Source organism: Pseudarthrobacter sp. 10T415 (genome assembly GCF_056394175.1).
In genome coordinates this window covers 1-25,003 of record NZ_JBFTHJ010000015.1, presented here as the reverse complement: position 1 = coordinate 25,003, position 25,003 = coordinate 1, and the positions used below count along the sequence as shown (strand labels likewise).

Here is a 25,003-nt window from a genome sequence, read left to right as displayed (position 1 = left end):
GATCGCCCGTGACGAACGCGGCTAGCTCTTGGGGTCCCGAGAAGGAGCCGTGAAAGACTACCGGCCCGCTTCCTGTCACCATGGAGACCACGCGGGCTGCGGGATGAGTCGCGCGAGAACGTCCAGACGGCGCCAATGAATTTGGCCGAATTTAACTATATGGTTGCCGCTAACGGGAAGCCCACAGCTGCGGTTCGACCTCCACCGAGGGGCAATGACGCCTGTGGCCAGCAGCACTTGGATGGTTCTGGAAGCTGTGGAGCTGCTGACATTCAGACTGCTGGCTATCTCTGCTGCGGAGACCCGCGCATTTCATCCAAGTTCTGCCATGATGCGAAATTCGAGCTCCGACAGGCGACTGGTGCCTTGCCTCAAATGCACGGGCTTTCATGGGGCCGTAGGTCAGTCCGGGATGCCCGTGTCGCGGCTGTGCTGCCCGCTTCAACGTGAAATCGGTAGTCTGGAGACAGGGGTAGAAGTCACCGAAGATGTGCGTAAGGAATGCGTGTGGTAACGAGCAAGGACGTGGCCGCCCGTGCCGGGGTAGCCCAAAGCACGGTTTCTTACGTTATGAGCGGGAAGAGATCTATCTCGCCGGAAACCCGCGCCAAAGTCGAAGCTGCGATAGCAGAGCTTACTTACCATCCGAATGCTGGAGCGCGCGCCTTAGCAAGCAACAGGACGAGCGTCATCGGCCTCGTGGTCAGTATGTCCCGGACGACGGAAATGGCCGGATTGCTGCCCTTCATAGAGGCAATAACTTCGGATGCCCGTGTGCGTGATCATGACGTCGTACTGGTAACCGAGGAGGCCGGAACGGCAAGCCTGGAACGACTGGCGGGAAGGTCACTGGTTGATGCCATCGTTCTTATGGACGTGCACCTGCATGACGTCCGGCTTGAGCGGGCGGCTCAGTTGGCTGTGCCTGTCGTCCTCATCGGCCTCGCGGAAGACAACCATGGCCTGGACGCTGTCGATTTCGACTTTGAGGCTGCCGGCACCATGGCCGCGGAAGAACTGCTGGACCGGGGCTACACCCGGGTCGTAGTGGTAGGTGAGCCGCCCGAGGTGAACTGGCGGGAGTACGGCTTCATCGCCGGGTTCGAACGGGGCGCGCTGGAGGCGTGCCACCGGCGGGCTGTGGCCGCTGAAGTGCTTCGGCCCGCAGCCCCGGGGTGGAGTGCGTTCCTGGCCGCAGTCTCAGAGCAACTCGGTAATGGAAGGGCTTCACGGGTCGGTTTCATCGCCCGCACACCCCAAACTGTGGCTTGGGTTCTGCAGTTGCTCCTCATCGAGCGTCTCGAACCTGGCCGGGACGTGGGCTTGGTCGGCATGTGCACTGACGAAGATTCTGAAACTTTCAGTACCCCCGTCACGAATGTCTCCCCGCGGCCGCGGGAAGTGTCGCACGCGGCCATGAACCGTGTGTTCGAACTCTTGAACGGAGCCGAGCCGGGCGGCCGGATCCAACTGATCCCGCCGCGGCTCACCCGGCGTCGCACGACCTAACCCGCGTCAGCTAAGCAGGACCCCTTTCCTACAAGAATGGTTTCATGCTACTTTCGATACGCATCGATTCGATGCGTATCGACGACTTCCTCTGATAGTAAGGCGAGATGATGGCTCAAAGGCGAGGCGGGGTTCTGCGGACGGCTGCAGCTGTGGCAGTTCTTTCTACGGCATGTGGTGTTGCCGGATGTGCTCCGGTATCGAATGCCCCTGACGGTCAAAGGACGGTGCTGTTGCAGCGTCCTGCAGGTTCCACTAATGACACGGAGATTTATGATTCGGTTTTTGCCGCCTGCGAGAAGACTACCGGGATCACTATCAAGACCCAGGACATTCCCAGTAGTGGCTATCTGGCAAAAGTCCTTCAGCAGGCTTCGTCCAAAACCCTGCCCGATGTGTTGATGCTGGACAACGGAGAGTTGCCTCAGATCGCCGAATCGGGGGCACTTGCACCCCTGAAGCCGCTGGGCGTCACGACTAATGGGTTTGCTGACGGTGTGGTGCAGGCTTCGACTTACAGAGGTGAACTGTATGGAGTGCAGCCTGTGGCTAACACGATCGCGTTGTTTGTGAACACCGAACTCCTGGCGGACGCTGGGGTGAAGGCCCCTGCAACGTGGGACGAATTGAAAAGAACGGCTTCTGTCCTCACCAAGGGCGATACTTATGGGGTCGCTTTTTCCGCAGCTGCAACTGAGGAAGGAACATTCCAGTTCCTTCCGTTCTTCTGGTCCAACGGTGGCGATGAGACCAACATTCCCACTAGCGAAGGTGCTGCCGCTCTTCAGCTGTGGAAGGACCTCGTGAGCACCCGTGCAGCATCGGAATCGGTGCTGACCTGGACGCAGGCGGATGTCAACGACCAGTTCATCGCAGGCAAGGCCGCGATGATGATCAATGGGCCGTGGCAGTTCCCGGCCCTGGATAAGGCAGGAGTCAAATACGAGGCTGTGGCCCTTCCGGCCCCAAAGCCGGGTACTGAAATTGTTTCTCCGCTCGGGGGCGAGACCTGGACGGTTCCTGTCACCGGCGATAAGGAGAAGATGGCTTCGGCTGCGAAGGTGGTGCAGTGCCTGGGGTCAGATGAAAGCCAGCTCAAGCTCGGATCCGGGCGAAACCTCATCCCGACGAATGAGAATCTCGCGGGACAGTATGCGCAAGAGAACCCCAAGATGAAGGGCTTCGTTGACCAGATTCCCGGTCTTCGCGCACGCACCGCCCAATTGGGACCGGATTACGCCGAGGCGTCCCAAACCATCTACACCGCCATCCAGGATGTCCTTACAGGAGGAGCGGAACCTTTGGAAGCTCTGCGTCGGGCGGAAGCCAAATAGCAATGGCCACAATGGCCGGACCAGTCCGCCCAGGCCCCTTGCAGGGAGACAAGCATCATGACCATGACTGAACTCGAGACGAAGCCGGCAATCACACCACGCTGGCGGGTATCTGGTCGCAACAAAGAAAGGCTCCTCCAGCAGGCCTTTCTATTGCCGGCCACTGTATATATTCTGCTGATCTTCGGATACCCCGTCGTGCAGAACGCCGTAATGGCGCTTCAGCAGTACACCACGACCACCTTCTTCACCGGCCAGGCACCTTGGACGGGCCTGGCCAACTACCAGGCGGTATTGCAGTCACGAGACTTCGGCCGTGCCGCTGTGAATACCCTGGCATTCACGGTCTTTTCAATCGCAGGACAGCTGATCCTCGGCATGCTCGTAGCCCTCTACTTCCGCCGGAGATTCCCGCTCAACGGCCTACTGCGGGGCCTGCTGCTGTTGCCCTGGCTGATTCCCCTGATTGTTTCCAGTGCAGTCTGGCGGTGGATGCTGGATAAGGACTCCGGGGTGATCAACCAGATCCTTAGTGCCCTGACCTTCAGCGATGTCAGGATCGGATGGCTCACCGACACATCAGTGGCACTCCTGGCGGTGATCTGTGTAAATATTTGGCTCGGGATCCCGTTCAACGTGGCCTTGCTGTACAGCGGCCTGCAGGACATTCCGCAGGAACTCTATGAGGCCGCCGCCCTGGACGGTGCCACCGGAGCGAAAGCATTCAGGTACATTACCTGGCCCCTGCTCCGGCCCGTCGTTACGGTGGTTTTGGTCCTTGGCGTCGTCTACACCCTGAAGGCCTTGGACATCATTCTTGGCCTCACCGGTGGGGGGCCTGCGAATGCAACACAGACCCTGTCGACAGAGTCCTACCGTTTGTCGTTCCAACAGTTCGACTTCGGCCAAGGAGCCGCAGTGGGCAACATCCTCATCGTCATTTCCCTCGTATTCGCACTGCTCTACCTGCGGGCCAACCGGAAGGGGGCGAAGGCATGACAAGCACCACCGCCATAAAAGCGGCCGGATCATCCGGGCGGGAACGATCCGCTTCCCGCCACACACTTTTCGGACTGGTGATCGTTGCCGTTTTGCTCTTTCCCGTCTACTGGATGGTCAACGTGTCGCTGCAGCCCGGCGGACGGGCCGTGGGCACGCCCTGGTTTCCCATCAATCCTGACCTGTCCGGCTACGCCACGGCCATCGCCGAGCAAAGCCCGAACCTCGTCACCAGCCTCCTCGTCGCTGGGGGCAGCGTCCTATTCAGTCTCGTGATTGCTGCCCCTGCCGCCTACGCAGTGGCGCAATTGCGGATCCCGTTCGCCCGGACCCTGCTCTTCGCGGTGCTCATCTGCCAGATGATTCCAGGGATCGTCGTGTCCAACGCTCTCTATACAGCGTTCAATCAGTTGGGGCTGTTGAACAGCATTGTTGGCCTAATTATTGCCAACTCCAGCGCCGGTATACCGTTCGGGATCCTCATCATGCACGCTTTCATGCTTTCCATCCCGCCCTCAGTCATAGAAGCTGCACGGGTCGACGGCGCGGGGCCAGTCAGGGCCTTTGTTTCCATCGTCCTTCCGATGAGCAGGAATGCGATCATCACCGCGGGCCTCTTTGCCTTCCTCTTTGCTTGGGGAGACTTCCTCTTCGCCGTCACCCTCACCACCACCAACGAAGTCAGGCCTGTGACCGTTGGCCTGTACTCCTACCTCGGCACCTACGTAAATGATTGGAGCGCCGTCATGGCGACCGCAGTCCTCGCATCCACACCCGCCATCGCCGTGCTCGCGGTCGCCCAACGCTACATAGCAGCCGGCGCGACCGGGGGAGCAGTCAAATGACTATTACCGATTCAACGTCCCTCTACACACCGCAGGCACCGGACAGGATCCGCATTCCCTTCGGTCAGGGGGAGGCGGTTATTGACCCCGTGACCGGTGCGCCCGTGCAGTTTGTGGCCAAGGATGCCCCGGACCGCCAGTTCCTTCTTGATCCTGACTTGGTCTGGCACTCTCTGGAGCACCAGTGGGGCAGCGGTCACATCATCACCGATAGGGGAGCGGCACGCTGGAACAGGCCGGACAGGCAGGAAGTGGCACCCAACTCCTCAGTTAGCCACTTTCTCCCTTCCGAGCAGCTCGCTTTGACAGTCAAAAGGAACGTTCGCAAAGACAAATTCATCGAACGCTACGAATTTACCAATACCGGATTTCACACAACGACGGTGACCAGCGTCGGCATCCAGACCCCGTTCGCCGACCTGTATGAAAGCGCGCAGCAAGCCCTTCAGCGTTCAGTGCACGCCCACATCTTCACCGGCGGTGCTTGGGCATGGGTGCTCACCCAGCCCATGTCAGGAACAGGGCCTCTCCTTGGACTGGTCCTCGAGGAAGGGGAACTTTGGGGATATTCCATAGAATCACGCAACCGGAACACGTCCTCCAACGCCCGCGGACACATCGTTCTCCAGGTTACCGACCACGCCCGAAACCCGGACGCCTTCGGCGGCCAACCGGCCCTCACGCTCGAGCCCGGTCAGAGCCTTGTCCTCCAATGGCAGCTTGGCTGGTACGGAAGTGTGGATGAATTCCTCTCTGCCACCAAACCCCCGGCCAAACTCTCGGCGGTTTCAGCACCCATAAGCCAGGCAATCACCATCGCCACCAACCTCTCTGTCACCAGCAGAACAGAGGCCCTGAAAATTACTCCCTCCCCCGAGGGTGCAGAGGTCCGCAGCGCCTGCCCCGGCACCTTCACGATCGACATCGGCGGCAGCTCACGCACCGAAATCGCCTTCCACGACCCGCTAGCCGAGGTCATCAAACGGCGGTGCGCCTACATTCTTGACCACCAGCGCGCGGCATACCGTCCAGGCTCCCTGGCCCACGCGTTCGTCCCCGTCGATACCGCAACAAAGTTGGCTCAGACCACTAACGGCTGGTCTGACTGGACAGATGGCTCGGAACGAATTGGCATGGCCCTGCTCCTGCAAATGGCCGTACGCCGCAGCCTGATAGACCCGGCCCTTGACGCTGCCCTTGAGGGGTGGGCCGAGTTCGCGGTGGAGAACCTTATGGACAGCACTGATGCGCCTCGCCGGGGTTCCCAGGACCATCACACCGGAGCACGGCTTTACGACGCGCCATGGCTGGCCCAGTTCTTCCTCGAGCGCTACCTTCACACAGGAGACACCAACCACCTTCACCGCGCAGAACGAATTCTCAACCGTGCCTTCGCCTTGGGAGCGCAAGGCTTCCTGGCAATTCACTTCTCTGGCACCTGCGTTGCAGTGGCCGACGCGCTGGCCGCCGCTGGTGCTCTTGAGGCAGCCCAACAACTTAGAGGCCAAGTGATTGAAAGCGCCCATCACTTTGCTGCCCGCGGGGTGCAGCTGCCCCCACATGAAGTGTTCTACGAACAGTCAATCGTGGCGCCCTTGGTCTGCCTATTCAGTGATGCCTACCGGCTTACAGGGGACCACGTGTTCCTCGAAGCCACACGCACGGCGTTGCCATGGCTGCTTGCCTTCGGAGGGCCGCAGCCGCACACCCGATTGTACGGAGTGGCAATCCGCCACTGGGACGGCTACTGGTTCGGCCTTCGTCGGCAATGGGGCGATGTTTTTCCTCACTATTGGAGCGCCCTGACCGCAGAGGCTCTTCTAGGCCTGCCGGAGGAACTTCTGAATGCAGGGCATGAAAGCCTGGCCATAACTATCCTTCGTGCAAACATGAGCAATTACTTTCCCGACGGGTCAGCAACCTGTGCCTTCATCATGCCCACCGCCGTTGACGGGGTCCCAGCTCACACTGCCGATCCCCTTGCCAATGACCAGGACTGGCACCTTGCTATGTGGCTTGGAATGATCGATAAATTCAATTTGTCGGACTAGTTTTCCGGAGGACCACGAAAAGAGGCATGTATCTGCATTGGGAGTGCTCCAACTCACTAGGCGGGTCCCCAGAAAGCGTCCTCTACTGGACCGTCGGCGGAGAACAATCGCACTTCGACGATCTTTCCATCACGGACCGTGAGGAGATCTACACCGGACATATCCATCGACACGTCCGTTCGTTTGCCCGAGAACTGTACCGGAACGGCAACGAACCCGCCGTTCACCATTGCAGGTCCCGTAACGGTCAGCCGGAATGTGCCCTGACTGGTTTCCATCATGCCGCCCAGCAAAGAACCCACGCCATCGATTCCGGAATGATCACCGGAAAAACGATTGGAACCTGGCTGATGCCAGACGACGTCAGGGCTTAGCAGTCCCATCGCCGCGGGCACGTCACCACGGTTGAGTGCATCAAAGTACGAAGCGGTCACGGCCGCTGGTGTTTGGTCAGTCATCATTTGGTTCTCCTCCGGTTGCTTACCTGCCCATGGTTACACTTGGTAACCTGTTACCTCAACGTAACTATGGAGTTGAATTCATGAACGTGCAGGCCTGGAACGTCATGGTGGCAACCTGCCCCTCGCGGACGTCCTTGGCAAGGATCGCAAACAAATGGACCGCCATGATCGTCATAGCGCTCAGCGGGGGTCCCCTGAGGTTCGGCGAGCTGCGGCAGGCAGTGGACGGCATCAGCGGCAAGGTCCTGGCCGATACCCTGCGGGACCTGGAACGTGACGGGATCGTGGACAGAACCGCGTACGACCAGATGCCTCCCCGCGTTGAGTACGAATTGACCGCACTCGGCCGCACGCTCCGCGAGCCGCTGAATGCTCTGGGCCAATGGGCCGAAAAACACATTGAAGACGTCATGGCAGCGCGGGACTCTTACGACACCCGCCTCGCCCCAATTGCCCTGGGATCCACCGTTGATCCTGGGTAACCCGATCGGGAACACCGCGCTAACCAGAATGTCGCCATTTCTCTGCGGACTAGGCAAGGACCTGCGTGTCAGATTGGGGTGTGCCGCATCTGGACGAACACCCGTGCGCCCCGGTCCCCTTGCTCAGTGTCTCCAGCTACCCGCCATGCCGGGTTGCCACCTCTTTCATGTGCTTGGTGCCCAGTAGTAAGGGGCAGGACTTACGTATGAAAGAGCTCACCGACATCTACTGAACGCGGGAGCCATTGTTGAGCGGATAGAGATGAGCCGTTGTCATCCGGAATCGGAAGCAACTGGTCCCGACTAGCTCTTGGGGCTTGACCCAGACTTGATAGACCAAGGCTGCCTCGTACATAGTTCGCGGCTGGACACCCTCGGCTGCAACCCAGAGAACGGAGGAATCATCCGTGGCGGCATCGACAGTGCCGTTCCTGATGACGATGCCGTGGTGGCGGATTTCCACGCGTGCGCCGATGAGGGCGTTCCACTGACTGTACTTTTCACGCTTCACTTGATTGTCCTTCGTCATGGCAAATGATCCTCCAGCTGACTTGCCGGAAAAACCCGCACGCATATGTATAGGGGACGACGCGCGAACTCGGATCCTTGCGACGCCTCTTCAAGTAATTGGGTGCAACTACTTCTCGGGGCGGGGAAGACGGCTTCGTCTTCCCGCACCTCAGGGTTCTCTTAAGACGAGTCGACGCCGGGTTTCGGCCCATCGTTTATGGGCCGAAACCCGGCGTTTGAGTTTGCTGGTTGTGACTTCCGCCATCACAGGACACTGTGCTCCGCAGGAGGAGGCATCCGCCGGGACGTCGCGGGGGAGGGGTTATGGCTTCTGGTGGTGCGGGCTGGGTATCGTTGCAGCTGCGCCGGTGAAGCCGTCCCGTGTTTCTGCAATGGTCCTGATGCGGTCCCTGCAGGCAAACCATCCGACCACCATGAGGGTCACAGCCGCGATCGTGACGAGGAGCGTCGCGGGGGAGTCGATGAAGATCATGATGAGCACTGCGCCCAGGAAGAGGAGGGAGAGGTAGCCGGTGTAGGGGGCGCCGAACATGCGGAATGAGGGGCGCTGGAGCCAACCCTTGTCGGCCCAACGTTTGAGCTGGATCTGGCAAAGAAGAATGGTGGCCCAGGTGGTGATGATGCCGACCGCCGCGACGCTGAGGACGATTTCGAAGGCCTCGCCCGGAAGCAGGTAGTTCAGCGGGACGCCCAGGAGGGAGACGGCGGCAGTGATGGCAATCCCGCCGTAAGGCACGCCTGCTTTGTTCATCCGGGAGGCGAACTTGGGTGCGGAGCCGTTGACGGACATGGAGCGCAGGATCCGGCCGGTGGAGTAGAGCCCGGCGTTCAGGGAGGACAGGGCCGCGGTGAGGACGACGAGGTTCATGATGACGTCCACGCCCTCGATGCCGATGGAGCCGAAGAATGTCACGAACGGGCTGACACCCTTTTGGTACGACGTGTACGGGAGCAGCAGGGAAAGCAGGATGACGGAGCCGACGTAGAACACTCCGATGCGGAAGACCACGGAGTTGATGGCTTTGGGGATGATCTTTTGGGGGTTCTCGGTTTCGCCGGCGGCCGTGCCCACCAGTTCGATCGAGGCGTAGGCAAAGACGACTCCCTGCATCAGGACGATCATGGGCAGCACACCGGTGGGGAAGAACCCGCCGTTATCAAGGATTAACTGGACGCCGACGGGGGACCCTGTGGGAGTGCCGAAAATGACGAAGTAGGTTCCCACGATGAGGAAGATAACGAGCGCAGCCACCTTGACGAACGCGAACCAGAATTCCATTTCGCCGAAGACCTTGACCGAGATTAGGTTCAGGCCGAGCACGACCACGAGTGAGATAAGGGCCCAGGCCCACTGCGGAACTGCTCCGATCCACGGCACGTAGTTGCCGAAGAAATTCATGTAGAGCGCGGCGGCGGTTATGTCGGCCACGGTCGTTGTGGCCCAGACAAGCCAGTAGAACCAGCCGGACACGAAAGCGGCCTTCTCCCCGAAGAATTCGCGGGCGTAGGAGACGAACGAGCCAGTTGTCGGTCGGTGAAGTACGAGTTCACCAAGAGCGCGAAGGATGAGGAAAGCGAAGAATCCGCAGAGGGCGTAGGCGAGGACCAGCGATGGTCCTGCGGCCGCAAGTCTGCCGCCGGCGCCCAGGAACAGGCCGGTGCCGATTGCTCCGCCGATGGCGATCATCTGGATCTGGCGCGGCTTCAGGCTCTTCTGATAGCCGGCGTCTTCGGCGTGAACAGAACGGGTTTCACGGGTGTTTTCCCGCTCAGGTGGCAGGTCAAGGTCAGATTGTGGGATGGACATGGGGACCTTTCATTGGCGGGCGATGTCACCGATCCCGGTCAACCGTAGGAGGGGTTGTCAGGGATGGGAGCATCTGCCGTGGAGATGTCGATGGGTTTTCTGTATCTCTGACCGCGCGTGCCGGAGCACAGGAGGGCGAAGGAGCAAGCTTCCGGATTGAACGTTGAGGGGCGAGGGGCGAGGGCACCTTCGTTTCAATTCACAGTTGAGGATATGCCCCAAGTCACACAAGAATCAACAGCAAGTTGCAAGTACTTCAATCTGACTCACAATAAACCGCTCAATCGTGAGGTGAGGCGTCGTTCCTGCTTCCTCAGCTACACATTTTGTGGAATCATGGTCTTTGACCACCACTCACTGTTGTTTAGCGGAAGCTGAGCGGCGAATACGCGCCGCAGCACTGGGTGCGTCTGCTCCGATTTTTGAACTTATGGAAGGCCTGACTATGACTACGCCCGTAACTGCCCCTCCCCTTTACGCCCGCGCAATGCGTGTTGGTGACCTGCTGTTTGTCTCGGGTCAGCTTCCTGTCGACGGGTCCGGTCTCCTGTATCCCGGCAAGGTGGGTACGGAGGTGACCGTGGAGCAGGCCAGGGAGGCGGCGACCCTGGCCGCCAGCAACTGCCTGGATGTGATTTGTGAGGCGCTGGGTTCCCTGGATGCGGTGAGGGGTGTCGCAAGGCTGGGCGGGTATGTCGCTGCCGGGGAAGGGTTCAACAACGCGCCCGCAGTTGTGGATGCGGCATCGCAACGGATCCTGGACGCCTTGGGGGAGAGGGGCCGGCATGCGCGTTTGGCGCTGGGTGTGGCGTCTCTTCCGTTGGGGGCCTGCGTGGAAATTGAGCTGGCCGTCCAATGCTGATCACAGAGAGAATGACTGGCATGCATGCCGACGGTGCCAGCCAGCTTCCCAACCCTTTGGAGGAGCTCAGTCTGAACGAGCTTCGTCAGCGCACCAGCATGAAGTGGCGGACCCATCCGGATGACGTGCTGCCGCTGTGGGTTGCGGAGATGGATGTCAAACTCGCACCCCCCGTTGCCGAGGCACTCCATCGTGCCATCGACGCAGGTGACACAGGTTATCCGGTCGGCACAGCCTATGCCGAGGCCTTTGCTGCTTTCGCGGCCGCGCATTGGGCTTGGAGTGGGTTGGATGTCGACAGGACTGCGATTGTTCCTGACGTGATGATGGGTGTGGTGGAAGTTCTGCGGCTGGTTACCAGTCCCGGTGACGCAGTTGTCGTCAATTCCCCGGTCTACGCACCCTTCTACGCCTTTGTCACCCACGACAATCGTCGGGTTGTGGAATCCCCCCTGGGCGAGGACCTGCGGATTGACCTGGCTGTCCTTGAGGAAACCTTTAGCCGCATCAGGCACGAGGGACGCGGGGCCGCCTACCTGCTGAGCAACCCCCACAACCCCACCGGCACCGTTCACACGCTCGAGGAACTGACAGCGGTGGCTGAACTAGCGAACTCTTACGGAGTGCGGGTCGTTTCGGACGAGATCCATGCCCCGCTGGTTCTGCCCGGCGCCACGTTCATCCCGTTCCTGAGCGTCCCCGGCTCCGAGAACGCCTTTGCCGTGATGTCAGCTTCGAAGGCATGGAACCTGGCCGGGCTGAAAGCCGCACTGGCTGCGGCAGGCCCCGACGCCGCTGCAGACCTCGCCCGCATGCCCGAAGAAGTAAGCCACGGACCAAGCCATCTGGGGCTCATAGCTCACACAGCGGCGCTTGAGCACGGGCAGGAGTGGCTCAAAGCGCTGATTCAGGGGCTGGACTCGAACCGAGCCCTGTTAGGGCAGTTGCTTGCAGAGCATTTGCCGGACGTTGGCTACAAAGAGCCCGAAGGTACTTACCTGGCCTGGCTGGACTGTCGCCACCTCGGAGTTCAAACACACCAAAGTTCCGGTGGGCTCGCTGTGGTGAGTGACTTGGCGGGGCCGGCCCAGCTGTTCCTGGATAAAGCCAGGGTGGCGTTAAGCTCGGGACACGTGTTCGGCAGTGGCGGCGAGGGCCACGTCCGCCTGAACTTCGCGACCTCCCCGACGATCCTGACTGAAGCTGTCGAACGAATGGGACGGGTCCGTCCCTGAAACCAAGGAAGCAGGCCCGGGCAGGAGCCCCGGGCCTTCTTTGCTTAAGCGCTCTGTTCGGCAGCCGATCCGTTTACTTCATTGAGATAGTTGTAGATCGTGAACCTGGTAACGCCCAGAGCGGCGGCAACTGTCTCCGCGGCTTGCTTGATCAGGAAGAAGCCACGCCGGTCAAGTTCAGCCACTACCTGGACCTTATGTTCCTTGCGCATCTTCTCGGGCAGCACCCCGACAGTTGAAATCGCTGCATCAACAAGGCGACCGCTCAGCTCTTCAACACTGTGTGGAAAGTACTCACTTCCGCTCACCGGTTCCGACGATGACGCGGACCGGTGGGCCGCCAGCGATGCCTGCGTCTGCGCGGGTGCCGCCTCGTGGCCCAAGACGAAACGATCCATTGCTGCACGCAACGTGACCCAGGCTGACACGTCTGTGTTCAGGCACAGTGCTGCTGCGGCACGACCGTCCCGGTCGGAGTAGATGATCGTGGTGCTCTGAAGTATCCGCCCGTCGGGCAACTGAGACCGGTACCCGATCTCATGGCTGAGGTCTCCGGCAGCAACCCGTTCCAGAAGTTTGTCTGTGGGCGGATCGCCGATGCGCCGGCCGGTCACTACTCCGGCAATGGCCCGGACCGTGTCAGGGATTCGCTGCAAGTCGTGCAGTACAACCTCCGTCGGCTGGGGAACAGAAGCCTGGAGGGGCTCCACGAGAAGTTCAAGGACGCAGTTGATGGACTCAGCATCCATTCCTTGGAGACCTTCTGGAGCTGGCGCCACCGTGTCCCTCACCTGACTGCCCATACTCGTACTCCATCCGAAAGCTGTTGAATCTACTGCACTCAATTTTAGGATTTTAACACTTTGTGTAAATGGGGGGCAAGAATAAGTGCTTCGGGGCTTGCCGTATACGGCGCCAGGCAACAGAGCGTTCGGATTACTTTTACTGCGTGCCGGAAGCAGAACTTTGAGTTCAGCGTAAGGGTGCGCAGATCTCCCTCAGGGAGGGATGGCATGGGTATCCCTGTGGGAAAAGTCAAGCTTTAGGCACTACCCCGGCCGCGAGGACAGCAGCAGCCATAAGTTCCTGTCGCGGAGCCCCTGAGGCGGCCTCAACACTCAGCCCATATATGGCTGACATTACGTAGCGCGCTAAGGCACGGCAGTCAGTGTCGGGAGGGAGATCGCCCTCTGCCAAGGCTTTATCGAAGCGCCGTAGCACCGATCGGCGCATCTCCTCGCGGGCAGCCGCCAGCAGATCGACAATTTCCTGGTGTGGGTCGCCAGAGGCTAACCCTGCCTGGATTGTCATACACCCAGCGGGCTGACTGGGCGAGGTGAATACTTCGACCCTGCCGGTCAAGAGTTCCAGTACGGCCTCGTGAGCAGTAGGACGCGTCATTGCCTCTTCCAGCTGAATGGTTCGTTCGCACATGTACCGGTTCAGGGTTCTTTCGAACAATTCGCGCTTACTGCCGAAAGCCGCGTATAGGCTGGGCGGGTTGATGCCCAGCGCCTGCGTCAGGTCGGCAATGGAGGTGCCCTCGTACCCCTGGCGCCAAAACAGTTCCATGGCTGTTCGCAGGGCGTCCTGGTCGTCGAACGTGCGCTTGCGGCCTCCCGGCATGTCGTGCGCTCCTTGAGGGGCTCGAAACTGATGCTGTCTGCAGTTTCTGTAGGGTTCGCTACAGTATATCTACCGATTCTGCTTTAGAACGACGGTTGGCCGCGTCCCTGCCAGGCAATGCGGCATTCGTCTCGGATCCGCGCGATTTGCACACCCCGCAAAAGGACGTGAAGCCGCCACGGACATTCTGCGCCTGGGTGTCCGAACCGCCAGCCCTTCTCTTCAGCCAATGCTGTGCAGGTTCCGTGCCCGCGGCATCCCCGCCACGTCTCAAACGTCTCTGCCGTAGCGTCCCGTGTCTGTCGTAGGGGCCAGTCGCGGGACGTGTGGAGGGAGAGGGGGCTCAGGACCAGACGTTCGTAATAGTTCCGTTGCTTGGAACTGGAACCCGTCTAGTGAAACTTTTCCTTGACTCCATCTTACGTGAGCTGGTTCACTAAAGGCGTAAGGCAAACGGCTCCGTTCGGGTCAGGTTTGCCCCGTCCGATTGACTGAAACGAGCTTGAGTCCCCGCGCTCTGCTGCCGGCGGCACTACCAATCTTCCACTTGGGTGGAAACCGAAACTGTCACATTCACAGACAACATTGACGTTGTAGGAGGCACCTCGATGACCATTGCCGACATCGATAAACCAGTTTTGAAGAAGGTCGCTGTGCGACTGCTTCCCATGCTGATGATTCTGTATTTCCTCAGCTACGTAGACCGGGTCAACGTAGGCTTCGCCGCACTGACCATGAACGTTGACCTGGGGCTCAGTGCCACCGCGTATGGACTGGGCGCAGGCGTATTTTTCATCGGCTACTTCCTCTTTGAAGTACCCAGCCAATTCATGCTGGACAAGTTCGGTGCCCGCATTTGGATCACCCGGATCGTGGTGACCTGGGGCGCTATCGCTGCCGCAATGGCCTTCGTGCAAGGACCCATCAGCTTCTATATCCTGCGCTTCCTGCTCGGCGTCGCCGAGGCAGGTTTCTTCCCCGGCATTATCTACTTCCTTGGCATGTGGTTCCCCCGCGGACAGCGGGCACGCATCGTAGCCTTCGTCTACATCGCGGCTCCGATCTCATTCCTGCTGGGATCGCCGATTTCGACCATGATGATGCAGTACGGCGACGGCGTGTTTGGACTTGTCGGCTGGCGTTTCATGTTCCTCATCGAGGGCTTGATCACCGTTGCCGCCGGTGTTGTCGGATACTTCGTCCTTGTCGACCGTCCCAGCAAGGCCAAATGGCTGGACAAAGCCGACGCTCTGCGGCTGGAAGCCACAATTGCCGCCGAAGACGCTGCAGTGGACGCAGCCCACGACGGGCACTCGATCCGCAAGGCTTTCAGCCCACGTGTCTTCATGCTGGGATTCATCTACTTCGGAATTGCATACGGTGTCTATGCCGTAGGGTTCTTCCTCCCGCAGATCGTTTCCGGATTCCAGGCAACCTACGGCGTGAAGTTCGACCTCACCCAGATCGGCCTGATCACCGCCATTCCTTATGCAGTCGCCACCGCCGTCATGCTTCCCTGGTCCCGGCACTCGGACAAGACGCAGTCACGCTTCGTCCATGTCGCCATTACCTGCTTTCTCGGCGGAACCGCCCTCGCCGTTTCGCTGGTCCTCGGCTCGCCTCTGCTGAGCATGATCGGCATCTGCATCACTGCAGTCGGAGTCTTCTGCTCGATTCCGGTGTTCTGGCAGATTCCGCCCACATTCCTTACGGGCACAGCGGCTGCCGCCGGCATCGGGGTCATCAACTCCATCGGCAACCTCGCCGGATTCTTTGCCCCCTACATTTCCGGATACTTCAAGGACATGACCGGAAGCCTTCAGCCCGGAATGCTCGTCGCCAGCGCCTTCACGCTGCTGTCCGGCGCCCTTGTCCTCGTCGCGCGAGCACGGATCATCAAAAACGCGAAGATAGCGGCAGAAGAGTTCGCCCACGCACCAATCGCAATCAAATAAAACGGAACACTGTTCCGCTAAACGGAACTGTGGTTACATTAACTAGGCACTTGCCAGAACAAACAGGAGATCATCAATGTCTGTAACAGAGACCAACACACAGCGCGGCATCGTCAATGGCGTCGATCTGGACCAGCTCACGGCTACCATCGACGCGGTGCGCGGCGAGCGGACCCTCGGTGAAGTCACATTCTCAGTAGAAGGTCAGTGGGAAGACGGCTTCAAGCTTCGCTCCGCGACCGGCCCACTTACCCAGGCCGGCCAGAAGGACAACTCCCGCGCAGGCAAGTTCGAGATGCGCAGCGACGAGCCGGCCAGCCTCCTGGGCACAGACACCGCGGTATCACCCGCCGAATATGTCCTCCAGGCACTGGCAGGCTGCTACACCGTCACCCTGACGGCCAATGCCGCTGCAAGGAACATCGAGCTGAAGAGCTACAAGCTGCAGCTCGAGGCTGACTTTGACCTTGCGTCCTTCCTGGGCGTGGCTCCTGAAGAGCACCCCGGCGCCAGCCAGATCCGCGTCACGGTGGAACTCGACGCCCCCACCGCCACACGGGAGGAACTTGAGGACTTGGTCGAGACGGTCCAGCAGCGGTCCCCGATCCGGGACACCCTGATCCGCCCCGTTGACGTCGTCACGACGCTGGCGTAGTCCGCACACTAGTTCTCCAACGCAAGATAGGAAACGTTCGTGATGCACCGGGTATACAAAATTGATAGCTCCCCAATCGCTGTCGACCAGGCAACGATGAAGGGCTTCGAAAAGCTCGGTGTTTCATTCGAGGTACGGCCTTGTGCGACCGAGGCCGAGATCATCACGAACTGCAGGGACGCGGATGGGCTCGTCGTCATGACCGAGCCCATCACGCGGACCGTCCTGGAGGCCTTACCGCACCTCAAAGTAATTGCACGGCCCGGAGTTGGCGTCGATTCAATCGACATGACCGCCGCAACCGAGCTGGGAGTACAAGTAACCAACGTTCCCGACGGCAACTACACCGACGTCGCCACCCACGCCCTCGCACTCATCCTCAGCGGCATACGGCGGATCAAGGAATTCGACGCCGATGTACGGGCACACGGATGGAACGGCCAGGAAATTGGCAGGACCATCCGGCGACCGTCCGAACTGACCCTCGGAATCGTAGGTTACGGGCGCTCAGGGAAACGGCTGGCAGAGATCGCGGCACCCATCGGCTTCTCCATCCGCGTTCACAGCCCACGCAAAAATCCGGCCAACACAGGTTCAGCCGAGGTGGACGCGATGGGATTCGAGGAGCTCATCGCCACATCGGACATCGTATCGCTGCACGTCCCACTGACGGACCAGACACGAAACCTCCTCGATAAGGACACTCTGGGCCGATTCAAGAAAGGCAGCTTCCTGGTCAACGTATCCCGGGGTGGCATCATCGACGAAGCCGCCCTTACAGAGGCCGTCAGTTCCGGCCACCTGGCCGGAGCCGCCCTGGATGTTTTCGAGCAGGAACCGCTTCAGGACACCAGCCCGCTGCGGTCCCAGCCGGCCATCACCCTGACACCACATATCGCGTATCTCTCAGCTGACTCTTTACAGGAGGTCAGCACCACAGCCTTTACCGACGTAGCCCGCCTGCTGAACGGCCAGCAGGCCGCGCACCCGGTCAACACACCCCACACCAGACTCTTCCCGATGGAGGCAAGATGAACCACGATGAAGTGACCGTACGAATCCGCAGCATCGAAACGTTGTCCTGCGACGCAGGATGGCGGAATTACCACTTCGTTAAACTCACGACCGAGGACGGCGTCGTCGGCTGGTCCGAGTTCGACGAAGACTTCGGCCCCAGGGGCCTCACCAACGTCATCGAGCTCTACGCCCCCCTCTATGTGGGCGCCGATATCTTCAACCACGAACGCACCTACATGCAGGTTGCCGCAACAGCACGGCCGGCACCCTCCGGGCTGCCGGCAGAGGCATTTGGCGCGATCGAAAACGCCATGCTCGACGCCAAGGCCAAGATCCTTGGTATTCCGGTCCATCAGTTGCTTGGCGGCAAGCACCGGGATGAAATCCAGGTCTACTGGTCCCACTGCGCCAGCTGGCGGATCAGCCACCCCGACCACTACGGATCCCGCATCTCCGACCTTGCCGGGGTCACTGATGTCGGGCGGGAAGCGCGTGATCGCGGATTCGGGGCGGTCAAGACCAACATGTTCTCCTACGGCCCCAACGGCCCCAAATCGTGGGGCGCCGGCTTCGGTAACCCGTACGAGCCAGGACTTAACATTGACCTCAGGCTCATCAAGGACGTTGTCGCCCATGTCGAGGCGCTCCGGGCGGGAGTGGGGGATGAGGTTGAGATCCTCCTGGACATGAACTTCAACGCCCGCACCGAGGGATACCTTCGCCTGCTGCGTGCACTGAAGGACGTAAACCTTTTCTGGGCTGAGCTCGACCTTTACAACCCAGATGCCCTGGCCCACATCCGGGAACAGGGCGGCGTCCCCATTGCTTCTTGCGAGACCCTCTTTGGAGTCCGGGAGTTCCTGCCGTATTTCAAGCGGCAATCCCTTGACGTGGGCATTGTGGACGTCGTCTGGAACGGCGCCTGGCAGGCTATGAAGATTGCCAACACCGCAGAAGCTTTCGACGTCAACGTTGCTCCGCATAACTTCTACAGCCACCTCTCAACCATGATGTCGGCCAATTTCGCGGCAGCGGCACCGAACCTGCGGATCATGGAACACGATGTGGACCGCCTTGAATTCGACGATGAACTCTTCACCCACGCCCCGGTACTGCGCGAAGACCGGCTCCAGGTTCCCGGCCGGCCAGGGTGGGGAACGGAACCCATTGAAGAGGCGATCCTCTCGCGACCGGCTGTACAACGAACTGCTTATCTCGGGATAAAGCGGTAGCCATGACAGCGCCCGGATCTTCCCATGTCGATACCAGATATCCTGATTCCATGACGACGCCTGAAGAGCAGGGGCCTGCGCTGGCTGGGGCCACAGACAGCATCCGTAGTGTGGAGCGCGCTGCCGCTGTGATCCAGGCGATCTCCGCCGCGGGCCGCAGCGGCAGCCGCCTGGTCGACATAGCCGCTGAAACCAAACTTTCCAAGACCACAGTCCACCGGCTGCTGGCAACGCTTACAAAAATTGGCTGGGTCGAGCAGGATGACGAGTCAGCGACGTTCTTCCTGGGACTGCCCCTGGTTGGCTACGGAAGCGCCGCAGCAGACAGGCACGGACTTCTCGATGTAGCCGAACCATACCTGCTCCGCCTCGCTGAACTGACCGGAGACACGATCTACCTTTCCGTTCGCGCCGGCAACAAGGCCCTTTGCATCGACCAGGCCGTAGGATCTTTCCCCATCCGGACGCTCAACCCGCGCGTGGGCGACCGGCTCCGGCTCGGAACCTGCGCCGGAAGCCTTGCCCTGCTGGCATGGCTGAGCGACGACGACATCGAACGCATCATCCGCGACGATGCAGACCACCCCGGTGGAAATCTTGGTCTCGAATCCACCGTGGTGCGTCAAATGGTTAATGAAGCCCGGGCAAACGGATACGCGTACTTCCCCGGGCTTCTGATCCCGGACTCAGCCGGCCTTGGTGTACCGGTCCTTGGAGCGGACGGGGACCCTGTAGCGTCGCTCAGCGTCGCCGCAATTGAACCGCGCATGACCGAGCCGCGCCGGTCCCAGATCGTTGAGTGGTTGCAGCAGGAGGCTTCCGCCTTCTCAGAAGCCCTGATTGAGCTTGATCCCCGCTTCAGCAACAGCAGCATGCGCCGGCTCAGCGTCAACAACTGAACCAGATAGACCTCTCTGCACCAGCTGGGGCAGACCGTACGTCGTGCTGAAACCAGCAGCGAGCTGACCCCAGCAATATTCCGGTCTTGGCGCCTCACTTCCAAGCGACCGGGCTACCCCCTCCATTGATGCCTCTTTGAAACAGAGGAGCGATAGGCCTGGCCGCCTGCAAGGTTGTGGGCGGTGGTGCTGAGACTTCGGCAAGACCCGGTCTGCATTGACACCAAAACTCTGTTCCGCTTCTATGTGCAACGTGCCCGTAGCCACCAGGGCTGACTTTCTATCACTGCACCCATGCCACCGCGGCACGCCAATCCGCGCACAAGCGCGAAACCACGAATGGATCAAAAACAGTGACTGCTGCAGCACTCGAGGTAAGGACCCCGCTGGGTTTCTTCCCAACGCCCCTGCACCCACTCGACCGCTTCTCCGAAGCCCTTGGGAGTTCCACCCGGATCTGGATCAAGAGGGATGATCACAGCGGTCTCGCGCTCGGAGGCAACAAAGTCCGCAAGCTTGAATACCTCATTGGACAGGCACAGCTCGTGGGTGCAACAACGCTAGTGACGTGCGGGGCCGTGCAGTCAAACCACGCACGCCAGACCGCTGCTGCCGCCGCCCGGGCAGGCCTCAAATGCGTTCTTGTCCTCGGACCAGGAGCACTCTCCGACGAGGACTACCGCAACTCCGGCAACGTGCTCCTTGATCACATGTTCGGGGCGGAAACTAGGCTCGTCGGTCCGGAACGCACGCTCGCTGAGGAACTCAGTATTGCAGTGGAATCCGTCCGTGAGCGCGGCGAAACTCCATACGCTATTCCAGTTGGCGGCTCCACCGCCCCCGCCGGACTCGGCTACGTCCGATGCGCAGAAGAGATCATGGCCACCGGAACTAAATTCGACGCACTGGTGCTGGGTACCGGCAGCGGAGGCAGCCAGGCAGGACTTCTCAGCGGATTTCGGTTTTCGGGGGATAGGACCCCGGTCGTCGGCTTCAGCGTGGCCTTCGCCGAACAGCCCCAGCGTGAAAAAGTCCATCGTCTTGCACTCGACACCTCCGCCCTTCTGGGGGCCGACCGTCATAACAGTCCCACAATGGACGACGTCACCGTCGATGACCGGTTCGTCGGGCCCGGCTATGGACTACCCACGAAAGAAATGCAGGACGCCTTACATCTATTGGCCCGAACCGAAGGAATCCTTCTGGACCCGGTATACACCGGCAAGGCCATGGCAGGCCTTATCGCCTGCACCCAGAAAGAGGAACACGGTCTCGGACATGCCGGCGACATCCTATTCCTTCACACCGGAGGGCAACCCGGTCTATTCGGCTATCGCAAGACCATAACTGCCGGGCACTGAAACCAGCCCCGTGCAAGCGGAAGGGAAAAGTGACAGCAGTTGTAACGACTGCCAAGAGGACGGTGCTCCACCCGGCACTTGCCCTGGCCGCTGCGAGTGCCGCGAACAGCCCCAAGCACCAACACATAAGAGCCAACCAGCAAAGGATCACGTCGATGCGTTTGTAACGCTGCACTGAATGGCGGTCCGTTCTAGGGGCAATTGTTGAGGTCCGGCTTGGCATGTCCCTCTACCGCATCGGGTTGGTCGATGACGTCATGCCCGATGCTTCCGGCATCTGGCTGGCAGCCGATGGATTCCACTCACGAAAATTCATCGAAAAATCCCAAGGCTACAGCCTCTAGACGAGCCTGGTCTACTACCAGCCCGGCAAAGCATCGAGCCGAGCCCGCGCCGTATAAACATCGATAAGAAAACGCCCGACAGAGGAACTGACGCCGTGAAAGGCCCCAGCGAGAGGCTTACTTCGGGCTGACAAAGCATCTGCCGGACCATGTGGGAGGTTCAGTGGTTTGCGATTTCTGTATCAACCACTACATAATATGAACCAGAGTTATTTAGTGACCACTACATAACCTCTCGCTTCCCACAGTCCTGAGAAGTCACGGCTCTCACCCACGTGCGTGAAGCCGAAACTTTCACCCCAGGCATGCATCTGAAAAGGAACACCACCATGACCGAAATGAACACCCTAAGCACGGAGGCCTTCGCGGACCGCGCCGCCATCGAAGCGACAGTGGCGGCCGTCACCGAACAGCGTGAGCTTGGCAAGGTCAACTTCAGTGTGCTCAGCGAGTCCGCAGGCGGCCTGACCGCCCGGACCATTACAGGCCCTCTCACACAGGCAGGAGTGGCCGACGAATCGCGCCGCGGCAAATTCACGCTGCACAGCGACGAACCAGTCTCCCTGCTGGGCACCGACACCGCCGTCAGCCCCGCTGAGTACATCCTCAAAGCCCTGGCCGGCTGCTACATGGTCACCCTGGCGTCACTGGCCGCGGGCAGGAACATTCCCCTGAACCACGTTGCACTGACCTTGGGCTTCGATATTGATCTCAGCGGCTTCCTCGGAATTGACGACAACGTCCGCAAGGGCGCCCAGCAGATCACCGTGGACGTCCAAATCGACAGCCCAGACACTTCCCGCGAGGACCTTGAAGACCTGGTCCACGCACTCGTAGCCACGTCACCGATTCGCGACACTCTGGCCAACCCGGTCCCAGTAATCACCCGACTTAGCTGACGCGGGCCCGCCTCCACGGCCCGTATATTTTTCAACGGAAGGAACAACATGGCGACAACCAACATCACCGGAGAACAGTTCACCGCGACAATCGAGGGCAACGATATTGTTCTCGTTGATTTTTGGGCCGCCTGGTGCGGTCCGTGCCGTCAATTCGGGCCGATCTTTGAGAAGGTTTCGGAAAAGCACGACGACGTGGCTTTCGTGAAGGTCGACACCGAGGCTGAGAGGGAACTCTCCGCAGCCCTGAAAATCACTTCGATTCCGACCATCATGGCCTTCCGCGAGAACGTCCTTGTGTTCTCACATTCCGGGGTTCTCAGCGAACCCCAGCTGGGTAACATCGTGGAAGCCATCGGCGCGCTCGACATGGCCGAAGTCCACGCCCAACTCGCTGCTTCACCGGCCCAGCACTGACCGTCCTGCCGGCTGGGTTACGGGACCGCCTGAGTGTTGCCGCCGAAGTACCGGCACCGCCGATACAGGAGAGGGCTTGCTTTGCGCAGCGACCAAAAAAGCCGCCACCATGCCGGTTCAGGGCTTTTGCACGCGTGCCCGTTCCCAGCTGCAGGACCAACTGACCATGGACTTTGAGCGCGTGAACCGGCAGCAGGCCCTGATCGCCCTCGTGCAGATCCTTAGCCTCGCTGTCTGGTTCTCCGCCTCCGCAGTGGGCCCTACCTTGCAGCACGAATGGGGCATCAGCTCCGCTGCCGGCGTATGGCTGACAGCATCGGTGCAGATCGGCTTCGTTGCCGGTGCGGTCACTTCAACAATGCTGGGCCTGGCTGACAGATTCCGGCCACAGCGGCTCCTTGGCGCCTGCGCCGCCGGAGCGGCCCTCACCACCGGCGCTCTGGCAGCCTTCGTGGACGGTCTGGTTCCGGCCATCGCGCTCCGATTCCTGACCGGCGTCTTCCTGGCCGGCGTCTATCCCGTGGGTATGAAGCTGATCGCTTCATGGTCTGCCCCTGCACTGCGCGGAAAGGCTTTCGGAATCCTGATAGGAGCCCTAACCTTGGGATCAGCCGCACCGCATCTGATCAGCAGCATGGGCGACCTGCCATGGCGGAACGTCATGGCCACCGCCGCGACCCTCGCCGGTGCCGGCGCCGTGACAGCCGTCCTCGCCCTTCGGCCGGGACCGTACGCAGAAAAAAGCAGTGCCAGACCGAACCCCCGCTATGCCCTGGCCATGTTCAAAGAACAACGCCCCAAGCTAGCGAACATCGGCTACTTCGGACACATGTGGGAACTCTACGCGCTCTGGACCTGACTCCCGATGTACCTGCTGGCCAGCCAGGCAGGCATGAGCGGAACGCCCCAAACAGGGCTAACAGTATTCGTCGCAATGGGGGTCGGCGGGGTCGCCGGCGCCCCTTCGGAGGATGGGCCGCGGATCGCTGGGGACGGCCCAAGACCGCCGCCGCCGCCCCGCTGTCAGCGGGACCTGCTGTTTCTTTTCTCCCATAATGTTCAAGGCCGAAGGCCTGCCCATGCTCATCTTTCTCCTCGTATGGGGAGCCGCCGTCATCGCAGATTCCGGTGTCTTCTCAACATCGCTGAGTGAAAACGTGGATCCGCGATACATCGGAACGGCACTCACGACCCAGACAGCCGTCGGCTTCCTCCTGACGGTGGTAACCATCCAGTTCGTTCACTGTTCGCCGCCATAGTGGGATGGCAGTACACCTTCCTGCTGCTGCTTCCCGGCCCGCTGATCGGCGTCTTGGCAATGCACAACCTGACAAACGCCGAATCCCGACCTGCACCCCTTTCAGCAGGCAAACCAAAGAGCCGATAATGGAGATTCTGTAAAGCCGGGGGAGTGGGGCCCTTTAGTGGGTCCGGTGGGACGTTCGGCTTCTGTTGTCGGGCTGACGGCGGTAGAAGTCAGAACCGGTTTGCACTCTAAACGGGCTCGTGAGCGGCTGCCGTACCGGTCGGACCTCAGCGACCTCTATGCGCCAGGGGATCCGAGGGGTTTGCCGTTTTCGTCGAGTGGGGAGCCCTTGTCGTCGACCAGGAAATCTTCGATGACCTGTCCGGATGCTGTGTCAATGATGATGATCGAGTTGGCCGGCCAGGACGGATCCGGGACCGGCGTGTAATCCACATCCGAGGCCAGGGTGCTGTTCTTGGCCCGTTTGAAGACGTCGATGACGTCTCCGGTGCGGGTGTTGACGGTAACTGTCTCCGCCGGCAGCCCGGTGGTGTCACCGTCTACCGGCGTCGAGTTCCACCACCCCTCGTATCCTTGGATCTGCAGGTCATGCACAGGCGTCTGAGCCACGGGTGCCTCCCCGGCCGAGTTGCTGGCCTGAACGCCAAAGACGGTCCCAGCCATCACGAATGCAGCAACGCCGGCAATGCCCAGTGTCATCTTCATGTTTCCCCCTTTGATGCGCGCCAGCACGGTGCCGCCGCGGTAAAGCATGTCCTGGACCCTTGCGGTGGCCGACGAACGCGCGGCTGCCGCAAGGAGTGAACCCGCTGAAATGCCCATGGACGGGCCGTCGCGAAGGTCGGCCCTCCATTGCTCTTCGCGGACTGCGCGCAGGTGGGGCGGTGTCACCATCAGGCACAGGGTCAGGAGGGCGTCGCCGATGCTCATGCCCCGCTCCAGCGACCTTCGAGAAGCGCGGGCGACGGTCGTCCCTGCACTGGTGGCGTCTTGGCTTTCTGCGTCGCAACGTATTCCTGGGCAAGGGGGCGGGCCTCGGCCAGGAGCCGGTAATACCGGCGGCGCGGGCCTTTCCGCTCCTCGCTGGCGTCCCATTCGCCCCGGACCCATCCGGCAGCTTCAAGCTTGTCCAGGATGGGGTAGACGGTACCCGGCTTCTTGCCAACATCTTTGACGATCTGCAGGCCCCACACGCTCTCTGCCGACAGCAGCGCC

26 protein-coding genes and 1 pseudogene are annotated in these 25,003 nt (G+C 60.4%); 19 read left to right on the top strand and 8 right to left on the bottom strand.

The window, feature by feature from the left end:
• Positions 1-75 precede the first annotated feature (75 nt).
• A pseudogene (locus AC1DBN_RS16820) lies at positions 76-300 on the bottom strand (hypothetical protein); the annotation flags it as partial.
• 207 nt (positions 301-507) lie between these two features.
• Here AC1DBN_RS16820 and AC1DBN_RS16815 point away from each other — a divergent pair.
• The 5 genes from AC1DBN_RS16815 (at position 508) to AC1DBN_RS16795 (ending at position 6,738) form a co-directional block, all read left to right on the top strand.
• The gene (locus AC1DBN_RS16815) at positions 508-1,509 is read left to right on the top strand and encodes a LacI family DNA-binding transcriptional regulator (protein WP_477723721.1); all 1,002 of its coding nucleotides are present in this window, start codon (positions 508-510) and stop codon (positions 1,507-1,509) included.
• Between the two features lie 227 nt (positions 1,510-1,736).
• Positions 1,737-2,843, top strand: a complete 1,107-nt coding sequence (locus tag AC1DBN_RS16810; RefSeq protein ID WP_374200913.1) for a sugar ABC transporter substrate-binding protein — start codon at positions 1,737-1,739, stop codon at positions 2,841-2,843.
• A gap of 57 nt (positions 2,844-2,900) precedes the next feature.
• Positions 2,901-3,842: a carbohydrate ABC transporter permease gene (locus AC1DBN_RS16805; RefSeq protein WP_477723720.1), complete on the top strand. Its 942-nt coding sequence runs from the start codon at positions 2,901-2,903 to the stop codon at positions 3,840-3,842.
• The gene (locus AC1DBN_RS16800) at positions 3,839-4,687 is read left to right on the top strand and encodes a carbohydrate ABC transporter permease (RefSeq protein ID WP_477723719.1); all 849 of its coding nucleotides are present in this window, start codon (positions 3,839-3,841) and stop codon (positions 4,685-4,687) included. The genes AC1DBN_RS16805 and AC1DBN_RS16800 overlap by 4 nt, the downstream gene beginning before the upstream one ends.
• A complete protein-coding gene (locus tag AC1DBN_RS16795; protein WP_231454799.1) occupies positions 4,684-6,738 on the top strand; it encodes a hypothetical protein in 2,055 nt (684 codons plus the stop codon). Before AC1DBN_RS16800 ends, AC1DBN_RS16795 begins: the two co-directional genes overlap by 4 nt.
• Positions 6,739-6,794: 56 nt before the next feature.
• Here the strand turns inward: AC1DBN_RS16795 and AC1DBN_RS16790 are convergent, their stop codons facing one another.
• On the bottom strand, positions 6,795-7,199 hold the full coding sequence (locus AC1DBN_RS16790) for a nuclear transport factor 2 family protein (RefSeq protein WP_231454798.1): 405 nt from the start codon (positions 7,197-7,199) through the stop codon (positions 6,795-6,797).
• A gap of 80 nt (positions 7,200-7,279) precedes the next feature.
• On the opposite strand from AC1DBN_RS16790, the gene AC1DBN_RS16785 reads away from it, so the two are divergent.
• A complete protein-coding gene (locus AC1DBN_RS16785; protein ID WP_231454797.1) occupies positions 7,280-7,681 on the top strand; it encodes a winged helix-turn-helix transcriptional regulator in 402 nt (133 codons plus the stop codon).
• A gap of 226 nt (positions 7,682-7,907) precedes the next feature.
• Here AC1DBN_RS16785 and AC1DBN_RS16780 read toward each other — a convergent pair whose 3' ends face one another.
• Together AC1DBN_RS16780 and AC1DBN_RS16775 are read right to left on the bottom strand one after the other, a co-directional pair.
• Positions 7,908-8,210, bottom strand: coding sequence for a hypothetical protein (locus AC1DBN_RS16780; protein ID WP_231454796.1), 303 nt, complete (start codon positions 8,208-8,210; stop codon positions 7,908-7,910).
• A gap of 303 nt (positions 8,211-8,513) precedes the next feature.
• The gene (locus AC1DBN_RS16775) at positions 8,514-10,019 is read right to left on the bottom strand and encodes an amino acid permease (protein WP_231457970.1); all 1,506 of its coding nucleotides are present in this window, start codon (positions 10,017-10,019) and stop codon (positions 8,514-8,516) included.
• 445 nt (positions 10,020-10,464) lie between these two features.
• On the opposite strand from AC1DBN_RS16775, the gene AC1DBN_RS16770 reads away from it, so the two are divergent.
• A complete protein-coding gene (locus tag AC1DBN_RS16770; protein WP_377204646.1) occupies positions 10,465-10,881 on the top strand; it encodes a RidA family protein in 417 nt (138 codons plus the stop codon).
• A gap of 20 nt (positions 10,882-10,901) precedes the next feature.
• Complete coding sequence (locus tag AC1DBN_RS16765; RefSeq protein ID WP_231457968.1) at positions 10,902-12,116, top strand: MalY/PatB family protein; 1,215 nt, start codon at positions 10,902-10,904, stop codon at positions 12,114-12,116.
• 44 nt (positions 12,117-12,160) lie between these two features.
• On the opposite strand, the gene AC1DBN_RS16760 is transcribed toward AC1DBN_RS16765, so the two are convergent.
• Both AC1DBN_RS16760 and AC1DBN_RS16755 read right to left on the bottom strand, forming a co-directional pair.
• Entirely contained in the window at positions 12,161-12,865 is a 705-nt protein-coding gene (locus AC1DBN_RS16760; RefSeq protein ID WP_231454876.1) for a helix-turn-helix transcriptional regulator, read from the bottom strand.
• A gap of 286 nt (positions 12,866-13,151) precedes the next feature.
• Complete coding sequence (locus AC1DBN_RS16755; protein ID WP_231454875.1) at positions 13,152-13,742, bottom strand: TetR/AcrR family transcriptional regulator; 591 nt, start codon at positions 13,740-13,742, stop codon at positions 13,152-13,154.
• Between the two features lie 608 nt (positions 13,743-14,350).
• On the opposite strand from AC1DBN_RS16755, the gene AC1DBN_RS16750 reads away from it, so the two are divergent.
• From AC1DBN_RS16750 to AC1DBN_RS16700, 11 genes are all read left to right on the top strand, one after another.
• A complete protein-coding gene (locus tag AC1DBN_RS16750) occupies positions 14,351-15,697 on the top strand; it encodes an MFS transporter (protein WP_231454874.1) in 1,347 nt (448 codons plus the stop codon).
• Between the two features lie 76 nt (positions 15,698-15,773).
• On the top strand, positions 15,774-16,352 hold the full coding sequence (locus AC1DBN_RS16745; RefSeq protein WP_231454873.1) for an OsmC family protein: 579 nt from the start codon (positions 15,774-15,776) through the stop codon (positions 16,350-16,352).
• 42 nt (positions 16,353-16,394) lie between these two features.
• Positions 16,395-17,387 (top strand): C-terminal binding protein, encoded by a 993-nt coding sequence (locus AC1DBN_RS16740; RefSeq protein WP_231454880.1) that lies wholly within the window; start codon positions 16,395-16,397, stop codon positions 17,385-17,387.
• Positions 17,384-18,601, top strand: a complete 1,218-nt coding sequence (locus tag AC1DBN_RS16735) for a mandelate racemase/muconate lactonizing enzyme family protein (protein ID WP_231454872.1) — start codon at positions 17,384-17,386, stop codon at positions 18,599-18,601. Before AC1DBN_RS16740 ends, AC1DBN_RS16735 begins: the two co-directional genes overlap by 4 nt.
• Positions 18,602-18,651: 50 nt before the next feature.
• Positions 18,652-19,500 carry an IclR family transcriptional regulator gene (locus AC1DBN_RS16730; protein ID WP_231454871.1) on the top strand — a complete coding sequence of 283 codons (849 nt, stop codon included), beginning with the start codon at positions 18,652-18,654 and terminating at the stop codon, positions 19,498-19,500.
• A 353-nt stretch (positions 19,501-19,853) separates the two neighbouring features.
• Positions 19,854-20,861 carry a D-cysteine desulfhydrase family protein gene (locus AC1DBN_RS16725; protein ID WP_231454870.1) on the top strand — a complete coding sequence of 336 codons (1,008 nt, stop codon included), beginning with the start codon at positions 19,854-19,856 and terminating at the stop codon, positions 20,859-20,861.
• A gap of 221 nt (positions 20,862-21,082) precedes the next feature.
• Positions 21,083-21,205 carry a hypothetical protein gene (locus tag AC1DBN_RS16720; protein WP_286187083.1) on the top strand — a complete coding sequence of 41 codons (123 nt, stop codon included), beginning with the start codon at positions 21,083-21,085 and terminating at the stop codon, positions 21,203-21,205.
• A gap of 329 nt (positions 21,206-21,534) precedes the next feature.
• Positions 21,535-22,104 carry an OsmC family protein gene (locus AC1DBN_RS16715; protein ID WP_231454869.1) on the top strand — a complete coding sequence of 190 codons (570 nt, stop codon included), beginning with the start codon at positions 21,535-21,537 and terminating at the stop codon, positions 22,102-22,104.
• Between the two features lie 48 nt (positions 22,105-22,152).
• A complete protein-coding gene (gene trxA, locus AC1DBN_RS16710) occupies positions 22,153-22,521 on the top strand; it encodes a thioredoxin (protein ID WP_231454868.1) in 369 nt (122 codons plus the stop codon).
• A gap of 166 nt (positions 22,522-22,687) precedes the next feature.
• Positions 22,688-23,380, top strand: coding sequence for an MFS transporter (locus AC1DBN_RS16705; protein ID WP_231454867.1), 693 nt, complete (start codon positions 22,688-22,690; stop codon positions 23,378-23,380).
• 220 nt (positions 23,381-23,600) lie between these two features.
• The gene (locus AC1DBN_RS16700) at positions 23,601-23,780 is read left to right on the top strand and encodes a hypothetical protein (protein WP_231454866.1); all 180 of its coding nucleotides are present in this window, start codon (positions 23,601-23,603) and stop codon (positions 23,778-23,780) included.
• Between the two features lie 284 nt (positions 23,781-24,064).
• On the opposite strand, the gene AC1DBN_RS16695 is transcribed toward AC1DBN_RS16700, so the two are convergent.
• Positions 24,065-24,718: a hypothetical protein gene (locus tag AC1DBN_RS16695; RefSeq protein WP_477723718.1), complete on the bottom strand. Its 654-nt coding sequence runs from the start codon at positions 24,716-24,718 to the stop codon at positions 24,065-24,067.
• A partial coding sequence (locus tag AC1DBN_RS16690) for a PadR family transcriptional regulator (protein ID WP_477723717.1) occupies positions 24,715-25,003 on the bottom strand: 289 nt, incomplete at its 5' end. The genes AC1DBN_RS16690 and AC1DBN_RS16695, both read right to left, overlap by 4 nt.

Coding starts and splice junctions, on each gene's coding strand:
- AC1DBN_RS16745 (WP_231454873.1), top strand. CDS start 15,774: ATGTCTGTAACAGAGACCAACACACAGCGCGGCATCGTCAATGGCGTC.
- AC1DBN_RS16785 (WP_231454797.1), top strand. CDS start 7,280: ATGAACGTGCAGGCCTGGAACGTCATGGTGGCAACCTGCCCCTCGCGG.
- AC1DBN_RS16730 (WP_231454871.1), top strand. CDS start 18,652: ATGACGACGCCTGAAGAGCAGGGGCCTGCGCTGGCTGGGGCCACAGAC.
- AC1DBN_RS16780 (WP_231454796.1), bottom strand. CDS start 8,210: ATGACGAAGGACAATCAAGTGAAGCGTGAAAAGTACAGTCAGTGGAAC.
- AC1DBN_RS16740 (WP_231454880.1), top strand. CDS start 16,395: ATGCACCGGGTATACAAAATTGATAGCTCCCCAATCGCTGTCGACCAG.
- AC1DBN_RS16700 (WP_231454866.1), top strand. CDS start 23,601: ATGCTCATCTTTCTCCTCGTATGGGGAGCCGCCGTCATCGCAGATTCC.
- AC1DBN_RS16695 (WP_477723718.1), bottom strand. CDS start 24,718: ATGAGCATCGGCGACGCCCTCCTGACCCTGTGCCTGATGGTGACACCG.
- AC1DBN_RS16715 (WP_231454869.1), top strand. CDS start 21,535: ATGACCGAAATGAACACCCTAAGCACGGAGGCCTTCGCGGACCGCGCC.
- AC1DBN_RS16765 (WP_231457968.1), top strand. CDS start 10,902: ATGCATGCCGACGGTGCCAGCCAGCTTCCCAACCCTTTGGAGGAGCTC.
- AC1DBN_RS16775 (WP_231457970.1), bottom strand. CDS start 10,019: ATGTCCATCCCACAATCTGACCTTGACCTGCCACCTGAGCGGGAAAAC.
- AC1DBN_RS16805 (WP_477723720.1), top strand. CDS start 2,901: ATGACCATGACTGAACTCGAGACGAAGCCGGCAATCACACCACGCTGG.
- AC1DBN_RS16720 (WP_286187083.1), top strand. CDS start 21,083: ATGTCCCTCTACCGCATCGGGTTGGTCGATGACGTCATGCCCGATGCT.
- AC1DBN_RS16790 (WP_231454798.1), bottom strand. CDS start 7,199: ATGATGACTGACCAAACACCAGCGGCCGTGACCGCTTCGTACTTTGAT.
- AC1DBN_RS16760 (WP_231454876.1), bottom strand. CDS start 12,865: ATGGATGCTGAGTCCATCAACTGCGTCCTTGAACTTCTCGTGGAGCCC.
- AC1DBN_RS16770 (WP_377204646.1), top strand. CDS start 10,465: ATGACTACGCCCGTAACTGCCCCTCCCCTTTACGCCCGCGCAATGCGT.
- AC1DBN_RS16795 (WP_231454799.1), top strand. CDS start 4,684: ATGACTATTACCGATTCAACGTCCCTCTACACACCGCAGGCACCGGAC.
- trxA (WP_231454868.1), top strand. CDS start 22,153: ATGGCGACAACCAACATCACCGGAGAACAGTTCACCGCGACAATCGAG.
- AC1DBN_RS16705 (WP_231454867.1), top strand. CDS start 22,688: ATGGACTTTGAGCGCGTGAACCGGCAGCAGGCCCTGATCGCCCTCGTG.
- AC1DBN_RS16735 (WP_231454872.1), top strand. CDS start 17,384: ATGAACCACGATGAAGTGACCGTACGAATCCGCAGCATCGAAACGTTG.
- AC1DBN_RS16755 (WP_231454875.1), bottom strand. CDS start 13,742: ATGCCGGGAGGCCGCAAGCGCACGTTCGACGACCAGGACGCCCTGCGA.
- AC1DBN_RS16800 (WP_477723719.1), top strand. CDS start 3,839: ATGACAAGCACCACCGCCATAAAAGCGGCCGGATCATCCGGGCGGGAA.
- AC1DBN_RS16750 (WP_231454874.1), top strand. CDS start 14,351: ATGACCATTGCCGACATCGATAAACCAGTTTTGAAGAAGGTCGCTGTG.